This is a genomic window from Bryobacter aggregatus MPL3 (genome assembly GCF_000702445.1).
In the GTDB taxonomy this organism is placed as follows: domain Bacteria; phylum Acidobacteriota; class Terriglobia; order Bryobacterales; family Bryobacteraceae; genus Bryobacter; species Bryobacter aggregatus.
Genome location: NZ_JNIF01000004.1, coordinates 1,414,495 through 1,433,905, shown reverse-complemented (window position 1 = coordinate 1,433,905; position 19,411 = coordinate 1,414,495). Strand labels below are relative to the sequence as shown.

Sequence of the window (19,411 nt, the reverse complement as noted above, 5' to 3'; positions counted from 1 at the left end):
TGGAATCGGATGATTCGTAAGGAAGCTCGGGCAGCGAGATTCGATTTTGTCTTGCAGGGAGCTTTCTTGGTCACCGACTGCCAAAAGCAGAACTGCCCAATAGGAGAAAGCGATTGCCTCAATGGCTTCGTCCAGAGTGCCGGGGGAATCTCAAAGCTCGGTGCCGGAGCGGTCTTCCACCATTCGGTGAACTCGGGGTAGTGGGTTGGCCGCTTCTCAGACCACTCACTCACGGATCGCTCCATATGCAGCCAGATTTGCTCCGAACGAGGGTCCAGGCCGGAGTAATAGTGGGCCGCCTCGATCCATCCGCCAGCTTTAGACTCTGTGAACACGAACTGCTCGGACCACGCAAGAAGGTCTGTCCACAGCGAACCCAGATCGTGATTGCCCCTTTTGCGCATCCCAGATCCAGGGCAGCGTCCCTCGATGGAGGCAAGCACTGAGTCAGGAATTGAGCCTTCGATCTCAATGATTGCTCGTGTCCAAAGTGAAAACGCCCGGAATTCCAGAACGCGATTAACCTCTGCCGCCAAGCCCCTCCATGAGACTCTCAGCGACTGCTGAAGCATTCGTTCGGAAAGTTCGGTCTGGGAATCACTGCCTCGGTTGGACCGCGCTGATTCGTTCTTGCCCACTCCCATCGAGTATGCATGGCTTTGGGAAAAAGCGGCAATCCCTCGGAGAAAATCGATTCCGATATTACCCACGGACACTACAAGGGATCGACATTTTTTGACCATGGCCGCGAAGGCTGTTCCCGGCGTCAGCAGGCAAATGCGTTAGGCATTCAACTCCCGTCATTGCAGAGGTTTAGCGCCGCCACCGTATCCCTGAGCGGCGCGATGACGAACTGCCGAGCCGTCACGTTTGCCAATTGTTGAAAAAGCGAAGCGTCCCTAGGATGCCAATCAAGACCCCATTGAGGAGCCGGTGTGAGAGGCATGCGAAATTGGACGACATCAGAATTCCCGATTGGTTGTTGCATGGGCCAAGGAACCGGAAGACGTGGCGACGACCCATTGAAGCGTTGGCGAATGAACTGGAGCGGACTCCGGAGGCAATCAAGGAGTTCCTTCGGCGGTAGAACTCCCGCGCGACCAGTGGCCGTGGCAGACGAAGCCACGATGGAACCGGCACGAGCGCGATGCGATTGAGCGCGGGCAGAACCCAAATGGCCGCACCCAGCAGCGTTTCGAAAGCACAAGCAACGAGTTGAGAAGCGACATGGATGAACTGGAGCATCAGCCGCTAACAGTGAAGCAAGTTGCGCACGATATCGGCCGCTCCGCACGACAGTGCAGCGATTGCTGAAGAGTGGCTACCTTCGTCGGTTCAAGGGAGGAATCGCCGAGTCCTCGTTTGAGGCCTTTCTCCGGGAGCATCCCCACTTTGTACCCTATACAAAGTTGCCGCCGGCCCACAGGGAATGGCTGGTGCTGAATGGGTTCCCAGACCCATCGGCTTCGGTGAAGGTGCCCAGTGTGCGGGGATTGTTGGAGTGAACATTCATGCTTCTCCGTCAATCGACGGATCGCCGACGATCCTGGACGGGATTGGTAAAAACTATGCCGTTTCCCGTGAGTAGACTGAAAGTCATGCGAAGCCTTGGAGCGCTCCTGCTGGTGTCAATGTGCGCATCAGCGCAACCCGGCGACTACAACATCCTTTATTCAAGTGGCTCAGATGTATTCACTCGCGAACCAAACGCTTTACTGGTTGAAGCGGTTCGGAACCGCAAACCGGGACGCGCATTGGACGTCGGAATGGGACAAGGGCGCAATGCGCTCTTCCTTGCCCGGAACGGTTGGGACGTTACCGGGTTCGATTCCGCCGACGGGAGGGAATTTCGGCAAGCCAAATTGGAAGCCGCACGCCTCGCTGTTCCGACTCACTGCAGAAGTCAGTACCTTCGAAGCCTTTGATTTCGGCACGGAAAAGTGGGACCTGATCGTCTTGACGTACGAACCGACCAAAGCCATCGCGCCGAGGGTAGCCCAGGCGTTGCGGCCTGGTGGCATTGTCGTTGTGGAAGACAGGCATCTAAGACACCAGACGAGTTTGGCCAACCGGAACATTTCGGAAACAACGAACTGCTTTCATTATTCAGCGGGCTTCGAGTCATCAAGTACGAGGACGTCTGGGCACGGCCCGGATTGGAGTGTTCAAGAAACTCGAAGAGCGCCTAGTCAGGCTGGTTGCGGAGAAGCCGCTCCGAAAGCGGCGGGCTGCATCTGGGAAGGCAGAGCGGTCGCTGCAGGTGCTAGCGTTTGTTGGGACACCGCGTTGTTGCGCTGCGGGGCTGATGGATGGAATTTCACCCGCGAGAAGTGCCCTCGGTGAATCGTGGCGGTTGTGTCATGCCGACCTTCGTTCAAATCGCGTGGTGTTGAGCTATTCATCCCGAACGTTCGATTCGTCAATTGCCGGATCGCCGGACGGATAAGGGATTTACTGCTCAATCAAATCTTCGCCGTTTTTCGCGAGTTTGGATTTTCATCTGGCCGAACTACACTAGAATCATGAGCTTTGCCCACGGGTCCTGATGGCACGAGTCCGATTTGTGCTCTGCGGAATTCTGCTATCAAGTGCGATTCTCTCTTGCGACTCCTCACGGGGAACGCGAATGCGGCGCGAGCGTCTCGAGTCGGAGGCACGAGCGTTGGCTGCGTTGAAGCACTTCTCCGGTTCGGTCCTCGTAGCGGAGGGAAACAGCACCCTGCTCGATGCGTCATTTGGCCTCGCCGACTCCGTCTCGGGAGAGGCAAACACGACCAGCACAAAGTTCCGGATCGGATCCATCACCAAGCAATTCACCGCAGTACTAATCGAGCTTCTTCGCGAGGAAGGAACACTGCGGCTTACCGATCCTGTCTCGAAATACATCCAAGGGAGCCCGGTTGCTTGGGCGGGCGTTACGATTCATCAGGCTCTAAACCACACGTCGGGAATTGCCGACTTCACCGACGATCCGAGATTTGAGCAGTGGTCGTCCACCACAAGGACGCCCGCTGAGACCATTGCATTCTTCCGCGAACGACCGCTCGAGTTTCCGTCAGGGAGCAAGTTTCAATACAGCAATTCGAATTACATCCTTCTGGGTGGGGTGGTGGAAACGGCAAGTGGAAGACGATTTGGAGACCTGCTGAGAGAAAAACTCCTGATCCCCTTGCGCATGATTGACTCAGGCTTGGATGAAGGCGACCAACTTGATTTGACCCGCCGGGCAAAGGGACATGTGCTGACGAATGGAGCCCTGCGCCCCAGTCTAAGCCCGGTCTCGGCGGCTTGGGCCGCGGGCGGGATGTATTCTACGACCGGCGACCTGTTGCGGTGGGTGCAAGGCCTCTTCGGACTCCGGGTTGTCTCTGATGAGTCGCTTCGACAAATGACAGGAGCGGGACGAATCGACTACGCTTATGGCTTCGCCTTGTCTGTCTTTCAAGGCGAGCTTCTGGTTTGGCACGACGGCAGTATAGATGGATTCTCAGCGTACCTGAGCTACCTCCCGGCACGAGGCATTACCGTAATCATCCTAAGCAATGTTGAGAACGACGAGGTCGTTGATTCGATGCACTCAGGCCTTCTGGCGGTGGCGCGAGAGTAGGCTCTCCCCTTGTCGCGCAGTGTAGCGCAATGCCGGCCGGATCACGCACGATTCGTCGATTGACCGATCGCCGACGATGGGGGCAAGATCAATAAACACTACTCCGCTGATCATGGGTTGATTGATTCACGGAAACTGCGGAGAAATGGCTCCTTTACAGAGACTCCGGAGTATCTGTTCGCAACCGCATGGAGAGCCCCGGCGAATTCACACGGAGTGATATAGAATCTCTATATCGATGTCCTACAGCTATGACAGAGCCATCTCTTGAGCTCCTTAAAGGTACGCTGGATCTCCTAATCTTGCGGACACTGGAACTGCACCCGATGCACGGCTCCGCCATCGCGGAGCGTATTGCTCAGGTTACGCACGGCGCCTTTCAGGTCAAGGCTGGATCGTTGTTCCCCGCACTTCATCGCCTCGAACAGGAGGGGTCTATCACGGGCAGTTGGCAAGAGTCTGCGTTGGGTCGCCGGGTCCGGACGTATACCCTGACCCCCGACGGCATCAAGCAGTTGTCCGCAGAACAGAAGACCTGGACACGGATTGTTCAGGCAATGACCGCACTCCTGGAGTCAACCTGACATGCGAATCGCCAGAGGGTTGAACCGGCTATTTGCGAACCTGTTTCGCAGACAGGATGCCGATAATTCACTTGACGCCGAAATCAGGGACTATGTGGAGGAACAAACCAAACGGCTTGTTGATTCTGGCATGCCCGCCGACAAAGCGCGACGTCTGGTATTGGTGGAAACAGGAGGGATTGATTCCATCAAGGAAGGTGTCCGGGACGTGTGGATTGGACGAGGAATTAGGACAACGGCTGATGACGTTCGCTTTGCGTGCCGCTGTCTGATGCGAGCACGCGGGTTTGCGACGATTGTGATCGCGACCATGGCGCTCGGAATGGGCGCGACCCTGACGATGTTTAGCCTGATGCGCGGGGTAATGTGGCGCCCGTTGCCTTATCCAGAACCCGACCGAATTGTCACGATTCAAGTTGATGCAAGGAGCGTTGCCAACGCGGGTGCGGCACTTGGCGAAGTGCTCGACTTGAAGGAACGTAGCCATTCTCTCGAACAGGTTTCGATGCTTGACACGGGCACGGCGACGCTCACGTACAGAGGCGAGTCCGAGCGCGTGACGCATGCGGGTGTTTCCGATAATTTTCTTCCATTGCTGGGCGCACGACCGACCCTCGGAAGGCTTCTTGATTCGCGACTCGACAACCCTAAGTCGGCGCCGTCCGCCATTCTCATCAGCGGCGAACTTTGGCGGCGCCGCTTCTCCTCAGATCCCCGCGTCATCGGAAGAACCGTACGGGTTGATGATCAGGACGTGCAAATTGCCGGGGTCCTTGCGGCAGATTTCCGCCTCTTCCTGCCACCGGCCGCCAGCGCCGCAGAGGAAATCGACGTCTGGTTTCCCTTTGCTATGAGTCCGACCCGGCAGTACCGAGGGATCCCCATCCTCGCGCGGCTCAGGACCGGCGCTACTCTCAGTGAAGCGAACGCTGAGTTGCAAACGATCGCGTCTCAGTTTCAACAGGAACATCCGCTGTATTATGCCGGCGCTACAGGATGGCAAGCAGCTCAACTCGATCGCGAATTGAGTAACAGACTCCGGTTTACAGCGGTGCCGCTCCAGGAGGCAGTCACACGCGATGCCCGGCCAAAGTTGATTCTGTTAGCGAGCGTCGTTGGATTTGTGCTTTTGTTGGCGTGCGCGAATGTCGCTAACCTTTTATTGGCCAGAGGCACGGTTCGACAGCGGGAATTTGAGATCCGCTCCGCGCTGGGTGCGGGTAGCGTCAGGATTTCCCGGCAACTGCTCACCGAAAGTCTCCTGCTCGCGTTCGTATCTTCATGCGTTGGTCTGATTCTGGCGCGCTTTGCACTCCAAGTCATCGCCAGCGCTAGCGCTTCTCAGGTTCCCTTGCACTCAAGGATCGCACTCGATACAGAGGTGGCAATCTTCGCTGTTGCCTTGGCCGTGGTTACGAGCCTTCTTTTCGGGACGCTGCCTGCGTGGCGCTCCTCATCAGTCCACTCGCTCGCGGCAAACCGTGCACAGACCACGAAGACCAGTTCGCGGAATCTGCAACGTACGCTTGTCGTGATCGAAGTCGCCCTGTCGATCGTGCCCCTGGCTTGCGGTGGCCTCATCCTACGGTCATTTCTGAACCTCCTGGACGCGCCTCTCGGATTTGACCCTACCCACGTCGTCACCACCCAGGTACCCTTCAGCCTGCGTCTCTACCCGAAAGCCGAGCAGCAGTGGACGGTCATGCGCGAAGTGATTGATGGAGTACGAGCTATTCCTGGTGTTCAAGCAGTGAGCGCTGCTGGACCTTTGCCCCTCTCTCCCAACCAACAGAAGCGCCGGGTCGGGCGTGTCGACCGACCGGACGATCCGCCGATCCTGGCAACCCAACAGGGAGCCATGCCTGGATATCTTGGAGTGGTTGGAACGCCTTTGCTTGCAGGTCGTGACTTTACGGATGACGATGTCATCTCGCTACGTAAAGTAGTGATCGTCGACGAGCGCCTCGCCAGGCGGCTGTGGCCGGAAGGAGCCATTGGAAAACGTCTGGCAGTTTATCGAACTGGCCGACGCGACGATCTCGAGATAGTTGGCGTGACCGCTGCCGTACGAGCCACGCGCGTGCGAGACGACGACATTCCTGGCTACCTGATGCCGTCGATCGAGACCTCCCTGGTAATCAAGACCCGCGAGACGTCTGAGCGAATGGCGCCGGCAATTAGGGCTGCGATTGATAAGGCGCATATCGGTCGGGCGGCCGTCGACATACTCCCAATGAGTGCCTACGTTTCAGACTCGATCGGGGACACCCGCTTCGTTCTGTTTGTTCTTGCAGCGTTTGCGGGCGTGTCTTTATTATTGGCCACTTTGGGGCTCTATGGGACGCTGGCATACCTGACGGCACAAAGGGCGCGGGAGTTCGGAATTCGGCTAGCGCTGGGTTCCAGCGTGAGGGCCATAGTTGTGATTGTTGTGAGGGAAAGTGTCTGGTTGGCTGTTGCGGGCCTTATGCTCGGACTACTGGGTGCTGTTGCCGTGACTCGGGCGATGCTAGAACTGCTCTATGGAGTGGAACCATTGGATCGGGCGACTTTGCTCGGAGTGGTTAGCATAGTGGGTGTTATTGCGCTCGTTGCAGCTATCGTCCCTGCGTGGAGAGCCGCGACAATCAATCCGCAGGAGTCCCTGCGGAGTGAATGAAGGTCCAATTACTGCTGTCGGCCAGCATAGGCCCCTCAAGGTAGAAAAGTGCAGGCCTATCGACACCAGTTTATGGATAACGCGCGATCCGTCAATTGCCATATCGCCGATGATTCGGGAGTTGACCGTTGATCGTGGGCCATCCCAATCTTAGTGGCCCGGCAGATGCACGCGGCTCGGAGAATAGATAGCAGCTCCGTAGTGCAAAGAGTTCGTCCAATTTCGTGTCAGAAACCCAGTGACGATAGCTCCGCCCCCCCAACCCCGCGTCAATCTGTCCGAAGCGACTCCATGGGGTCCGCCGCTGCGGCTCGGCGGGCGGGGATATAGCTCGCTAGCACCGCCGCTGTCGAAACAACCACCGCGGACAGCACGTATGTGGCAGTGTCGAGCGCTGTCACGCCGAACAGAAGCGGAGCAACCCACCTTGAAAGCCACATAGCTGTACCCAATCCGATGGCCCCGCCGAGGCCCGCCAGCGAAATCCCCCGCCGGATGAACAGGCCTTTCACTTCACTGGGCTGAGCCCCAAGGGCAACTCGGATGCTCACTTCTCGCCGCCGCTGGCCAACCGCATAGGCCAGCACGCCGTAAACGCCGATGATGGCCAAAGTCAAGGCCATCATTCCAGCAATGCCCAGCAGGACGAGCGTGAATGAAGTACGCGCCATCGAGCGCCGGTAAATCTCATCGAGGGTTCGCACTTGCGCCAAGGGCAACCTTGGGTTCACAGCGTGGATAACCGTGGCAATTTCCCGGAGAAAGCTCTCCCTATTCACTCTTCCGCTTCGAATCGCGAGTGTGAGGCCGCGTCGGACCGAGGGCGGCCGATCCGGCCGCAAAGAGTCGTACACGCCCGTCCGGAAATAGACCATAGGCGGAGCCGGCTTGTGCGCGCCCTCGTCATGCACGTCTTCCACCACTCCCACGACTTCGAACCATTTGTCTCCGAGAGCGCCCGGCCGCAGCCGCTTGCCCAGTGCCGCACCGGGTTGTTGCCAGTTTTCGCGCGCCATGCTCTCCGATACGATTGCGACCAGTCGTCGCTGGGCGAGATCCTCCCGTGAGAAATCCCGGCCGGCAAGCAACCGGGTGCCTAGCGCGGCAAACAGGCCAGGAGAGACATATTTGACCACCCTGTTGGGCGGAGGCTGCCCCAGCACGAACTTGCCTTCGACAGCAATCAGATTCCCGTTGCGATAGTCCGCCTCCATGGGCATGCCATCCGCAAAACCAACAGCCTCTACCCCTGGCAGACGAGAGACGTTATCGAGGATTTCGGTTTGCATCCGCGCCACGCGCTCGGCTTCTTGCACTTGTTCGCCTGCGATGGCAATGCGGACCGTCTGTATGCGCTCGGACTGAGTGAAGCCGGGGTGGACACCTCGCAGCGCGACGAAGGTACGAATCAACAGTCCGCTGGCAACGAGCAGTACCAAAGCAAGAGCAACTTGCGCAACAACCAGCACGTTCTGCGTTCGCAATTGATCGAAGCTCATGCTCGCCCCGCGAGCGCTGCGGATCCGGCCAGGAATGCCGCACTTGAGAACAGCGATCAGGCCGAAGAGCAGACTACCGGTGACCGAGCATCCGATGCCAAAGGCCAGAGTTGCGCTGTCAATTGAGACTTCCGCCAACCGGGGAATGCTGGCAAGATCCTGGACCTTCAGAAACTGCACCGCCCCATACGCAAGCGCCATCCCACAAGCTCCACCGACGACACCCAGGGTCAGGCTTTCCACAAACAACTCTCTCGCGATTCTCCCCCAGCCTGCACCTAGCGCCGCTCGAATCGCGAACTCTTGCATTCGCGCCTGTGAACGCACCAGAACTAGGTTTGCGACATTGGCGCAGACTAGCAGGAACACGAGGCCCAGCGCGCCCATCAGAACGCCGAGAACTCCACTGATGTCGCCGGTAACGTCCTGCTTTAGCGCGCGCAAATTGGGCTTGAATCGAACTTGCTCGGCGAAGGATCGAGCGTTCTCCGGGATCACCTGCGTCAAGATGCGCGCCGAGTCGCGATTTGCCAGTTCGATAGTCACACCTGGCTTGAGCCTTGCGATACCCGGCCAGGAGAACGGCTCGAAGGGCAGGTTCGCTTTGGCGAAACGTTGCGGCAGCAAAACATCGGGGGAAAGATCGAGAAACCGAAAAGTCCGCGGCATCACGCCAATCACCTCGCGCGGAACGGAGTCAATCGTTACCGTGCGTCCCAGCACTCGCGGATCGCCGCCGAAACGTCGCATCCAATACAGGTGGGAAAGAACGACGGTTTCTGGCGTCCCGGGGGTGTCGTCTTCAACGGAAAACGGCCGGCCCAGGAATGGCGTAACGCCCAGCGCCGTCAGGACTTCGCGGGTCATTGTTACAGTCTTGATCTGCTCGGGTTCGCCCGTGCCGATTTCTGTTGCCGTGCCCGCCTGCCAGACACCGAACTCTTGAAACGCAGCCGAATGCTCCTTCAAACCGGCGTAGATGGAAGGCCCTAGCCCCATGTCGTTAAAGGTTACGCCTTCGATCATGCTCGAGTTGAAGACACCAACCAGCGATTCCGCATCCGGGTAAGGCAGGGGACGGATAAGTACCGCATTGACGACACTGAAGATTGCCACATTCGCGCCGATGCCGAGGGCAAGCGAGAGGATCGCAGCCGCGCTGAAACCTCGATTCATCCGAATCATGCGAAGTGCATGGCGGACATCCCGCACCAGGCCTTCCAGGAATATCAGGGTGTTCATTTGGTATACCTCCTCGCGGATCAAGAGCGGGTTCCCGAGCTTCTTGCGTGCTGCGTCTCGCGCGGCGCTCGGCTCCATCCCGCGTGCGATGTATTCCTCCGCCGTGACGGCGATGTAGAATTCCAGTTCCTCGCTCTGTTCGGCGTCCGCGTCGCCTCGCTTCAAGAATCGCCGCCAATTCATGACTGTCCCTCGCGGGCCGGGCGCAGGATGCGGCCGATAGCCTTCACCAACTGCTCCCAGCGTGACGTTTGCGCCGCCAGTTGCTTCTTGCCTTCCGGCGTGAGGCGATAGTATCTGGCCTTCCGGTTGTTTTCGGAAGTCCCCCAGAATGAGGCGATCCATCCTCGATTCTCGAGGCGGCGCAAGGCGGGGTACAGGGACCCGTGCTCGACTTGCAACACCTCTTCAGACCCTCTCTCGATCGCATGGGCAATTGTCTGTCCGTGTGCTGTGCCGAGGACCAACGTCTGCAGAATTAGCATGTCCAGGGTTCCTTGGACCATCTCGGATTGAAGAGGGGATTCTTGTCTCGGCATGCTTTCCTGTCGATGATCGACTAGTAGATCGCTTCCTAGAATACGGATGACTTGACGAAAAGTTCCGCTATTTGTAAAGATCACCAGCAGAAGCGCCCGTCGCAGGCCCCTGCCTTGTCGCGAAGGGTAGATCCGTCTCCGACGCCACCTCGATCACGGGCGATTCGGAAACTGCGAAACCACTCTCATCCCTGAACTTCATTCGGGCAGAGATGCTTGGGGTGCTCGACTAGGGCAGGAAAGGCTCAGTCGCGCTGTCTTCTGGATTTGTCGTTCTCGCCGAGATGCAAGCAGTTGGATGGTGTTGGGCTTGCCTGGCCAGTTCCAATCGCCAAATGGCGTATTGAATCTGCCTCAATACCCAAGACATCGCAACAGAGAGCGTCGGCGGCAACTGGGTCGGCGGCGAACACGAGACATCCCAGATTCACTGGGTAGCCGTGGAGCGGGCCGTTTCCTTTCATGGCAACGATGCCGTCGGCGATGACGTAGTGGATCGGAATCGTCGAGGCGAGTTCGACGATTGAGTTGTCGATGCCCTGCCAGTGGAGGACGTTCTTCGGCCAGCCGTAGACGGAGCCGGGGACGACACCGAAGAGGTTCTTCATGCTCAGGGTCACTCCGGCCCAATGGTGGGTTTTGATCTTCGGCATGGATATCAGAACGTCTGCCGCAAGGACTGTTCGAGGCAGCCAGAGTTCAGAAAGTCCGGTGAGGCGCGTTGTCGTCTTCACGCGATGCACCTCGTCGTAGTTGAGGTCAACGAACCTGGTGCGACCGACTTCGCGTAAGGCTGATCGGAGGCCACATTCCTCGAGCAGAAGTTCTGTGTCTCGGACGTGACCGGGGCCTTCGCCGACCGTTACGGTTGTGGCCCCCAAGCGGTAGAGGCTGTCAACGGCAGCAGCGATGATTGTGGGATGGGTGTTGATCGGGGCGGTCGCGGAGTACTCGACTAGATTGGGTTTCAGGAGTACGGACTTGCCTCGAACCGCCGGCGCGAGGAGCTTCAGGCCATCCCAGACAACTTGATAGGCCTTTTCGTACGATTCACAGCGAAGTACCGCGACCCGTGAAGGAGGCCGAGGCTTCTTCGGAATGCGGTCGCGTAACGATTGTTGAATTGCCAGGGCAGACGTTCCTACAAGAGCAAGGCCACCAAGGGCTTTCCGTCGATCTGTCATGCGCGCCGCCCGAAGCGGAAGACCGGTGTTTCCAGGGCAAGAAGCGTGAGCGCCAGCGCCGTTGTGTTCATTGTGCTGGCTTGCGCATCGGCCATTCGCCGCAGTGATTCCCGAACTGAGGTGGCACTGATCTCCAGGAGATTTGCCAAGGCAAGGACACCCCACGCCAATGAATAAGTCGAAGGGCACGATTGCAGCCGACGCTCAAGATATTGGGCGGCCTTGCGGGAATCTAACTGCCCATGCGCTCGCAGGGCGCAGACTGCCATGGCTGTGAAGTCAGGGTGCGGATCTAGGTCGACGCCAAAGGCGTGGCCGTTGCCCGCGTTCCATCCGCCGGACGGGCAGGCCCTGTCCTGCAGCATCGCGATCGCGGAGGAAATACGGTTTGATGACTTACCCCAGGCGGCGTAGGCGAGAAGCACAAGGGCCGTGGGGGCGACCCAACTCACGGTGTTCTCTACCCATGGCCAGCCGGACTTGCCGGGATCAAAGCGCACTTTGCGGTCGAATAACCGGAACTTCCATTGCCATAGCCAATGACTTTCGCGTCCTCTCGTCTGCTCTAGCCACTTGAAGCCTTGCGATGCGGCTTCTTCGCTTCGCTCACTCGGCTTGCAGTGCGCGAGGGCGAGGAGGGCGAGTCCGGTGGCGTATGCATTCGGGATGGCGGTAACCGGGCAATTGGACCAGGCGCCACAAGGCAGTTGCGAGTTGAGAAGTTCCGTGGTGCCCAGGTTTGATCTTCGGAGCGCAATGCGGCGGAGGGCCATCTCTTCTATGTTGCGAGGGAGCCGGGCCTGAAGCTCGGCTTCAAGTAGGGAGCATTCTTTCACTGGCATGATGGCTTGACGGTAGAGCAGTTGGGCGATTTCACGAAACGAGTTGCTGGAAACTCGCTTTGGCCTGCGACGCATGCTGCGTAGACTGCCAACATGTTCGACTCGCCTGAATCTGTCGCGTTCGGCCTGCGGAACGCGGGGTATGCGACGGACCCCGTATTGGTCCAGATCATTTGGCTCGCGACGCGCATGCAGAAGCCCATCTTGATCGAGGGTCCGCCTGGCACCGGCAAAACGTACCTGGCGCAAGCATTCGCGGCGGCGGCACGGACGGAGTTGATCCGCCTGCAATGCTTTGAGGGGATCACGGAGCGGCAGGCGATTGGATCTTTCGATGAAGCCCTGCAGCGCCTTTTCCTCGAAACGCAAGGGAATGAAGTTGAGCGGCAATGGGATGCGTTGCGCGGCCGGCTGCATACGCTGGACTTCTTTACGCATGGGCCGCTACTCCAAGCTGTGTTGCAACCCAAGCCCGTGGTACTCCTGATCGATGAACTCGACAAGGTGGATCAAAAATTTGAGGCGCTGCTGCTGGAGATCCTTTCCGACTGGCAGATCACTGTGCCCAAGCTGGGGACCGTGAAGGCTTACACGATTCCTTTCGTGGTGATGACATCGAACCAGGAGCGGCGGCTGGGCGACCCATTGCGGAGACGCAGCCTATACCAACGAATCGAGCATCCCGATGTGAAGAAGGAAGCGGAGATCCTCGATATCCGAACCGTGGACGCCCCGCTGGAACTGAAGGCGCAGGCCGTCGGCCTGGCGCAGGCACTGCGCGGATACAACCTGGTGAAGCCGCCGTCGATTGATGAGATCGTTCAGTTCGTTCGTGCGCTGCAACTGTTGGGCCGGACAGAGATTCGTCCGGAGGACCGGGATGTGCTCCTGCCATTCTTGGCCAAAACGGAAGAGGACGTGAAGCGGCTCCTGCTGCGCGATGGCTTCAGCAGTCTGGTTGCTACGGCGCGCGAGTATCGTGACCAGGCGCTGCGGGCGATGGTGGGTGCTGACCCGGGGAGCACCACATGAGAGCAGTACTCATTTGTGGATTGGCGCTTTGCGTCCCCACGTTCGCGCAGACCGCCAGCTTCTTGGAAGTCGCAGACCGATCGGCAGACCATTTCGGGGTGGCGTGGGAATTGGTGCGTGCGGTGATTGAGGCGGAATCCAACTGGAACGTACATGCAGTCTCGCCGGCCGGGGCTGTTGGCTTAATGCAGTTGATGCCAGAGACTGCGGCGGCCTTTGGTGTGCGAAACCGATTCGCTGCGGCGGAGAACATTCGGGGCGGAGTCGCATATCTTGCGTTCCTTCTCAAAAGATTCGACGGCGATCTGCGTTTGGTTGTCGCGGCCTATAACGCTGGGCATGGCCGCATTGGTAGGGCTGGCCTGAGCTACCGCAACCCGGAGACGGTCAGCTATACCCGGCGAGTTGCATATTTGTACCACCAACATCGGAGGGACTTGAGGAAATGAAATCGATCGTCCTGTTTTTTGCATTCGGTGTGCTCGCTGCCCAAACTGTGCCGGTGGTGAGCAAGCGGACCCAGACGGATCAAGTGCAAGTGGTTCGCGTGGCGCCGCGGTTCGCGACAGCTATCCGCGTTTCAGAGCCTGTGAGTTCGCTGGTGCTGGGCGATCCGGAAAAGTTCCTGGCCGAACATTCTGACAAGGAGCCGACCCTTGTGCTGGTGAAGCCGACATCGGAACTGCCCGGCGAGTCGAACCTGTTGGTTCTGACTACGACCGGACGCCAATACAGCTTTCTGCTTCGGGCAGATTCGGGCGGAGGGAGACAGGTGGACTTCGTCCTGGCCTACAAACCGCGCGGGAGCTTCCTGGTGGAGGAAAGCGTGTTGGCCAGGTCGGAGGTCCCAGGAATTAGTGCACTTCAACGTGTCCAGCCAGAAGCAGTCCCGGACACACTAGCAGCGCGTCTCCAGCGGCAGCAACTTGCCCCGCTTCCGCCGCTTTATGGAGCCAAGCCTCCCACCCAGACGGAAAAAGGCGACCGGATCAGGGCGGGTGTTTCCGAAGTGATCGATGAGGGGCGCACGGTGATGGTGTTGTTTTCCGCAGTGAATCCTCAATCGAGGGCCATCGAGATCATGCCCCCGCAGGTGCAGTTGGCGGGCAAGTCCCGAAAGGGTGCACTGATTCGCAAAGATCAATGGACCACCAGTGAGCAATTGCCGGTTCTTGACTTTCGCCTTTCGCGGCGGCGACTCGGCCCCGGCGAGCGCGTGGATGGGGTCGTGGTGTTCACCCGGCCCGGCTTTAAGCAGGCGCAAGAAAGCTTGTTTCTGCAACTGGCCGAGAGCGGCGCGGTGGATCAACCCGCACTGGCACCGATCGGCTTTGGGGTTTCTGCAATCCGAGAGGAGGTTCGTCATGACTGAGGAACGGCATCCGTCACAAGACTGGAATGAGGAAGAGAGAGGTGAGTCCGAGGTTGTCGAGGAGCAGTCCGAGGGCGACGTCCACGACCATCGGGCAGAAGAGCCTGACTCACGCGATGAAGCGGCGAGCGAGGAATCGTTCTTTGACCGGGTACGGGCTCGCTTTGCGGCTCCTGCAAGCCGCGACAGCAAATCCACAGAACGGACGCGCGGGTTGGTCGTTCTGGTTGGGGCCAGTGTGGCGTGTCTGTTCCTGTTTGTGGGAATGTTTACGACCGATGCTGACAGCACCAAGAAATCGCGCGGAACGGGACCCAATCTAGGGCGGCCAGCGACGGAGACGACCAACCAAGAGAATGGGAATCGGTCGCCGGTGCCGCAGTTGAATGTCAACCAGCAGCCCAACGAGGAAACGAACGAACTGACCGAGCAAGACTTGCTCGGAACGATGCGGAATCGGGTTCCGCCGCAGCCGCCGGTGCTAGGGCCGGCGAAAGATCTGTCATCCGTGGATTTCTCAGATGCGCCGACGCCTGACGCCGCTCTTGCGGATGCGTATCGCCGGCAGAATCGGACCGTGCCACCACCAGCCACGACCAATTGGGAGGCAGCAATTTCCGACTATCAGAGCCGCCAGCCAAAGCCAGCAAATGCCCAACCGCCCCCTGTACCCGCAGTGAAGGAGGTTCCCCAACTGGGCAAGTCGTCCTTCATCTTTGTCCGTTCGCAGACGGCAAATGTCTCAAGCACTGCACGCGTGAAGCCCACCGTCGCGCAAGTCAGCGGCCGGAGCCTTCCGCAAGGGCTGGCCTTGGTGGCCCGACTTCAACATGGGGTCAGTTCCGCAGCGAAGGCACCGGTAATTGCGGTCATCGAATACAACTACGAGGAAGCTGGCGAAATCCTGGTACCGGCCGGAACGAAGGCTTACGGGGAATTGGCGGGCGCAACACCCCAGGGCTGGGTGACGCTGAAGTTTCATTCGCTCGAATTCCCAAGCGGGGAGACGGAGGAGATCTCCGGTAGCGCGCTTGGAATGCAACGGGAGGCATTGCGTGGGGAGGTATCGGGCTTAAACCAGGGTAAGCGCTTTTTGACTCGTGCGCTGACAGGTGTGGGCACTATCGCAGCCTTTGCCGTGGGTGGGCGCGGGCTGAGCGGCGGTATCGACAATTCGGTTCTGTTGAGGGAGCGGATCGCGTCCAACGTTGCGCTCGCGGGTGAGCAGGAACTCGCGCGGTTGGCCTACCAGCAGAACGTCGTCGTAACGGTGCCTGCGAACACGCGCTTCTATCTCGTCTTGCAGGAGAGATCCGAAGTGCAATCGGGCGGTCGAGCACAACCTGAGGCAGGTTCGTCCCCGGGTAGTCCAAACGTATCGACCATCTCAGAACCCGAACTCCGTGAGTTGATTCAGATTCGCGAGGAGATGCGGGAGGCAAACCGGATGCTCAGGCGCAACGAAGCTTCGAGTCCAGTAAGACCTTAGTTTCGCCGTCGACTTTGTTCGAGAGAGGCTCAGTTCGATCGATCTAGCGAGATCCTTCTGGGTTGGAAGTCCCGATTGAAGCGGCTATTCTGAGGGTGTTCGGAGGGAACGCCCGAGAATGCCGCACACTGTCGGATCTGATTCGGCGACTTGGAGGCCGGCGCACTGGTTGGGTCGGTTCTTGCGCGGCGGTGTGGATGCGGTCGGTGCGGAGGCGGAATTCTTGCAGGGCCGAATGCGGGGCGCGTCGGCAGAAGAACGAACTGCATGGCTGCGACGCTTCCTGATCGGAACGCTGATAGTGGTCTGCGAGTACTACTTTCTCTATCGGATCCTGGATCGGCGCGACAGTGCGCTGGCATTTGCGACCAGTTGGGTTGTGTTGTTCCTGCTCCCGAGGCCCGTACCGAGACTTATTTTGCTGGCGGGTCGGTCCTTCGCGTTCGTCACCACAATTACGTTCTTGTCGGTGGGGCTGGACACGGCTGCGCTGGCTATTCCCACGATCAGCACCTGGAATGGCTTGATCTGGTTCGCTGCAATGTCCGTCCTTCTGGTTTGGACTCTGGCTGCTCTGCGCCCGCGAGGCCCAATAACTGCGATCCCGCAACCAAGCAGCACGGTGCCGGTCGCTGTCGAGGTGAACGTTCCGAAAGTGCGCCATCAAGACGTCGGCGGAGCGGATTCGGCGAAGCGGGAAATCTCACTGGTAGCGAGCAATCGCTTTCATAAGAACGGTAAGGGAATCGTTCGGAACGGTGTCTTGCTCTACGGCCCGCAGGGCACAGGAAAGAACCTGTTGGCCGAAGCCACGGCCGGCGAGTTTGGGGCGAAGTTCCTTCAGGTGCGCTGCCCTGAGTTGCTGGGTTCGGCGATTGGTTCAACTTCTGCGCAGATCAGGCAGGTTTTTGAAGAGGCGGAGCGAATGCGTCCCGTTGTCTTGTTTCTCGACGAGGTCGATGCAATTGGAAGCAAGAAGCAAGCGCAGGGAGCAGGGACCGATGCTGGAGGGGGCGGGCGCGAGCACAATGCAGTCACGACCCAATTGATGCAGTCCATCGACAAGTATCGTTCGGTCGAAGGATTGATGATTGTTGCCGCCACGAATTCTCTCGATGGCCTGGAACCAACGCTGACACGTGAGGGTCGCTTTGACGTTAAGCTACGACTCGACCTGCCTGATCAGGCTGGACGGGAAGCGATGCTGTCGAGCATCTTGAAGCGATCAGGGCCGGCGACACCCGAGATTGTGGAGATTGCAAGGCGGACGCCAGGGTGGAGCCCGGCCCGGTTGCGCGCGCTAGTGGATCGAGCGATGCTTCAGGCAAGCGGTGCGACGGCGACTGAGCGCGACGTACTGGCAACGCTGGAGGAATCCGGCGGACACGACCGGCCGCAAGTTGAAGTCGTCACTTGGGACCAAGTGGTTCTCCCGGGGCCGGTAGTGTCCGACATCAAGACGATTCTGCGGCTGTTGTCTCCCGGCACTGCCGACCAACTGGGCGTCCCTGTGCCATCGGGCCTTGTGCTGGTGGGCCGTCCAGGAACGGGCAAGACTCTGGTGGCGCGATTGATTGCCTCGCAGGCCAAGCGCAGTTTCTACGCGATTACGCCGAGTGATGTCTTGAGCGGCTCGGTGGGCGGATCCGTCAAGCGGGTGTCGGAGCTGTTTGCGCGCGCGCGGGAGCATGCTCCCTCGATTCTGTTCTTCGATGAGATGGATGCGCTGTTTCCCGTTGTGACGGGGTACGGCAGCCAGCACGATGTGCAGTTGGTGGAACAAGCATTGATCGAGATCAGTGATCTCCGTCCGGAGCACCAAGTCTTTCTGATTGGGACAACCAACGACCTTTCTCGTGTGGACCCACGTATTCTGCGAGGTGGTCGATTCAGCGAAAAGGTTGAGATTGGTTTACCGGACGATGATGGGTATCGTCGGCTGGTGAGCATGAACTTTCCTGTCACCCAGTTGTCTGCCGCGCTGACTGAGATGCGAATCCTGGAGATGGTGCGCGGTTTGAGCCCCTCGGAGATCTCCGCCGTGGCGAGCGCAGCGAAGCGCTTTGCGCTGACCCGGACACCAGAGGGTGCAGCGCGCCTAATGCCTATCGAGGCAAACGACATCGAGTTGGCGATCGCTCGCGTCCGGTAGCCTCTTTCCACCAACTCGTTTGTAGATTTCTCAATAGCGCCTTATTCTGCCTCCCAAGTTCATGCTTCTGCATGAGCCCATTTCAGACCTGGGAGGAACACCTCGATGAAACGACTTTTCGGTGATCGGCGTTCGGCGATTGTCCTGCTGACGGCCGTTCTCCTTCTCCTTGTGGGCACGCAAGCAGTCCTGCTGGCCCAGAACCTTGGCGCTGCCCCACAGACGAACGTTGCCGTACAAGGGCAAACCGGCGCTCAGCCGGAAGGCGCATTCCTGAACCTCGTGAATTGGATCGGCAACGTGATCGCGCCAGTGGGCGCCGGGTTGGCAATCGCTGCCGGGCTCGTGTCCTACATCTCTGGGCGGGGCGTCATGCGTTATGTCATCACGGCGCTTGGCTGTCTGGCCATTTCCGGTGTCACACGCCTGCTCGAATTCTGGATCACCCAGGGCGGAGGTGGCGTGTCCTGATCGCGCCCGAAGATTCGCTGGGAGCCCAAATGCAGTACGGGCTCCCGGCAAATCCCAAGAGACATCCCATGCCAACTCTTCTTTACGACGTGATGCGTGTGCTTCTGCTCCTGACGGGGCCAGCGGCCTTCATCTGTCTTCTGAACGCCGGAATCTCGCTACGCAAAGAAGGTGGCACCGTGTTCTGGATTGGTGGCGGGTTCTCGAAGTGGATGTTGTGGGCAGTGATCTTCCTGGGGCTGGAGCCTACGCTGAGTTGGTTTCAGTTCCTCGGGATACCTGTCTTCTTTCCGCCTGGCGCAGCCATTGGAACACCGTGGCTGGCAAACATACAGCAGGGTCTGGCCACGTTCGTGAACTCGTTCATAGTGGCGCGCGTCGTTCCGGTGGCTGCTGCCTACTTCGTGGTGCGCGCTGTTCTGGACACGGCGTCGGGCGCGGGTCCGCTGCCCTCGCTTTTGAGTTCCATGTTTCTATTGGCAATTTCCAGCACACACGCATTGATCGATGGATGGACGCCCGCTGGCAACCGATTCTCAATCGTCGTCGGCCTGGAGTCGATGTGGACCTATCTGGCCGGCCGAATCATGCCCATCGCCGCCGGGCTGGCAATCTGCGGGGCGATCCTTCAGTTCGCCTTCAACCGGCCTGGATATCTCCGCCTGTTGGTGTGCGCCGGCGGCTTTTTGACGATCAATGCGCTCTGGATTCTGATTAACCGAATGATGTGACCCAGGGG

16 protein-coding genes are annotated in these 19,411 nt (G+C 58.9%); 11 read left to right on the top strand and 5 right to left on the bottom strand.

Features of this window, described 5'->3' with window-relative positions:
• Positions 1 to 710 (bottom strand): hypothetical protein (locus M017_RS30365; protein WP_238326049.1); only part of this gene is annotated, 710 nt, incomplete at its 3' end.
• A gap of 801 nt (positions 711 to 1,511) precedes the next feature.
• Between M017_RS30365 and M017_RS30845 the strand changes: the two genes are divergently transcribed.
• The 4 genes from M017_RS30845 (at position 1,512) to M017_RS0125985 (ending at position 6,850) form a co-directional block, all read left to right on the top strand.
• Positions 1,512 to 1,925 carry a methyltransferase domain-containing protein gene (locus tag M017_RS30845; protein ID WP_080508189.1) on the top strand — a complete coding sequence of 138 codons (414 nt, stop codon included), beginning with the start codon at positions 1,512 to 1,514 and terminating at the stop codon, positions 1,923 to 1,925.
• 701 nt (positions 1,926 to 2,626) lie between these two features.
• Complete coding sequence (locus M017_RS0125995) at positions 2,627 to 3,607, top strand: serine hydrolase domain-containing protein (RefSeq protein WP_051670529.1); 981 nt, start codon at positions 2,627 to 2,629, stop codon at positions 3,605 to 3,607.
• A 188-nt stretch (positions 3,608 to 3,795) separates the two neighbouring features.
• Entirely contained in the window at positions 3,796 to 4,191 is a 396-nt protein-coding gene (locus M017_RS0125990; RefSeq protein ID WP_337588912.1) for a PadR family transcriptional regulator, read from the top strand.
• A gap of 1 nt (position 4,192) precedes the next feature.
• Positions 4,193 to 6,850, top strand: coding sequence for an ABC transporter permease (locus tag M017_RS0125985; RefSeq protein WP_031501178.1), 2,658 nt, complete (start codon positions 4,193 to 4,195; stop codon positions 6,848 to 6,850).
• 269 nt (positions 6,851 to 7,119) lie between these two features.
• Here the strand turns inward: M017_RS0125985 and M017_RS0125980 are convergent, their stop codons facing one another.
• From M017_RS0125980 to M017_RS0125965, 4 genes are all read right to left on the bottom strand, one after another.
• The gene (locus M017_RS0125980; RefSeq protein ID WP_031501177.1) at positions 7,120 to 9,774 is read right to left on the bottom strand and encodes an ABC transporter permease; all 2,655 of its coding nucleotides are present in this window, start codon (positions 9,772 to 9,774) and stop codon (positions 7,120 to 7,122) included.
• Complete coding sequence (locus M017_RS0125975; RefSeq protein WP_031501176.1) at positions 9,771 to 10,130, bottom strand: PadR family transcriptional regulator; 360 nt, start codon at positions 10,128 to 10,130, stop codon at positions 9,771 to 9,773. The genes M017_RS0125980 and M017_RS0125975 overlap by 4 nt, the downstream gene beginning before the upstream one ends.
• Before the next feature lie 245 nt (positions 10,131 to 10,375).
• Positions 10,376 to 11,314, bottom strand: a complete 939-nt coding sequence (locus M017_RS27190; RefSeq protein WP_051670886.1) for a DUF362 domain-containing protein — start codon at positions 11,312 to 11,314, stop codon at positions 10,376 to 10,378.
• Complete coding sequence (locus M017_RS0125965) at positions 11,311 to 12,087, bottom strand: prenyltransferase/squalene oxidase repeat-containing protein (protein ID WP_031501174.1); 777 nt, start codon at positions 12,085 to 12,087, stop codon at positions 11,311 to 11,313. Before M017_RS0125965 ends, M017_RS27190 begins: the two co-directional genes overlap by 4 nt.
• 162 nt (positions 12,088 to 12,249) lie before the next feature.
• On the opposite strand from M017_RS0125965, the gene M017_RS0125960 reads away from it, so the two are divergent.
• The 7 genes from M017_RS0125960 to M017_RS0125925 all read left to right on the top strand — a co-directional run bounded on the left by M017_RS0125960 (position 12,250) and on the right by M017_RS0125925 (position 19,403).
• Positions 12,250 to 13,188 (top strand): AAA family ATPase, encoded by a 939-nt coding sequence (locus M017_RS0125960; RefSeq protein WP_051670885.1) that lies wholly within the window; start codon positions 12,250 to 12,252, stop codon positions 13,186 to 13,188.
• A complete protein-coding gene (locus M017_RS27185; protein WP_080508188.1) occupies positions 13,185 to 13,637 on the top strand; it encodes a lytic transglycosylase domain-containing protein in 453 nt (150 codons plus the stop codon). Before M017_RS0125960 ends, M017_RS27185 begins: the two co-directional genes overlap by 4 nt.
• Positions 13,634 to 14,560: a hypothetical protein gene (locus M017_RS29595; RefSeq protein ID WP_031501172.1), complete on the top strand. Its 927-nt coding sequence runs from the start codon at positions 13,634 to 13,636 to the stop codon at positions 14,558 to 14,560. Before M017_RS27185 ends, M017_RS29595 begins: the two co-directional genes overlap by 4 nt.
• Positions 14,553 to 16,049, top strand: a complete 1,497-nt coding sequence (locus M017_RS0125940) for a hypothetical protein (RefSeq protein WP_035958856.1) — start codon at positions 14,553 to 14,555, stop codon at positions 16,047 to 16,049. Before M017_RS29595 ends, M017_RS0125940 begins: the two co-directional genes overlap by 8 nt.
• A gap of 169 nt (positions 16,050 to 16,218) precedes the next feature.
• Complete coding sequence (locus M017_RS0125935; protein ID WP_162180050.1) at positions 16,219 to 18,201, top strand: AAA family ATPase; 1,983 nt, start codon at positions 16,219 to 16,221, stop codon at positions 18,199 to 18,201.
• Between the two features lie 105 nt (positions 18,202 to 18,306).
• Complete coding sequence (locus M017_RS0125930) at positions 18,307 to 18,672, top strand: hypothetical protein (protein WP_031501169.1); 366 nt, start codon at positions 18,307 to 18,309, stop codon at positions 18,670 to 18,672.
• Positions 18,673 to 18,740: 68 nt separating this feature from the next.
• Positions 18,741 to 19,403: a hypothetical protein gene (locus M017_RS0125925; RefSeq protein WP_155121642.1), complete on the top strand. Its 663-nt coding sequence runs from the start codon at positions 18,741 to 18,743 to the stop codon at positions 19,401 to 19,403.
• Positions 19,404 to 19,411 lie beyond the last annotated feature (8 nt).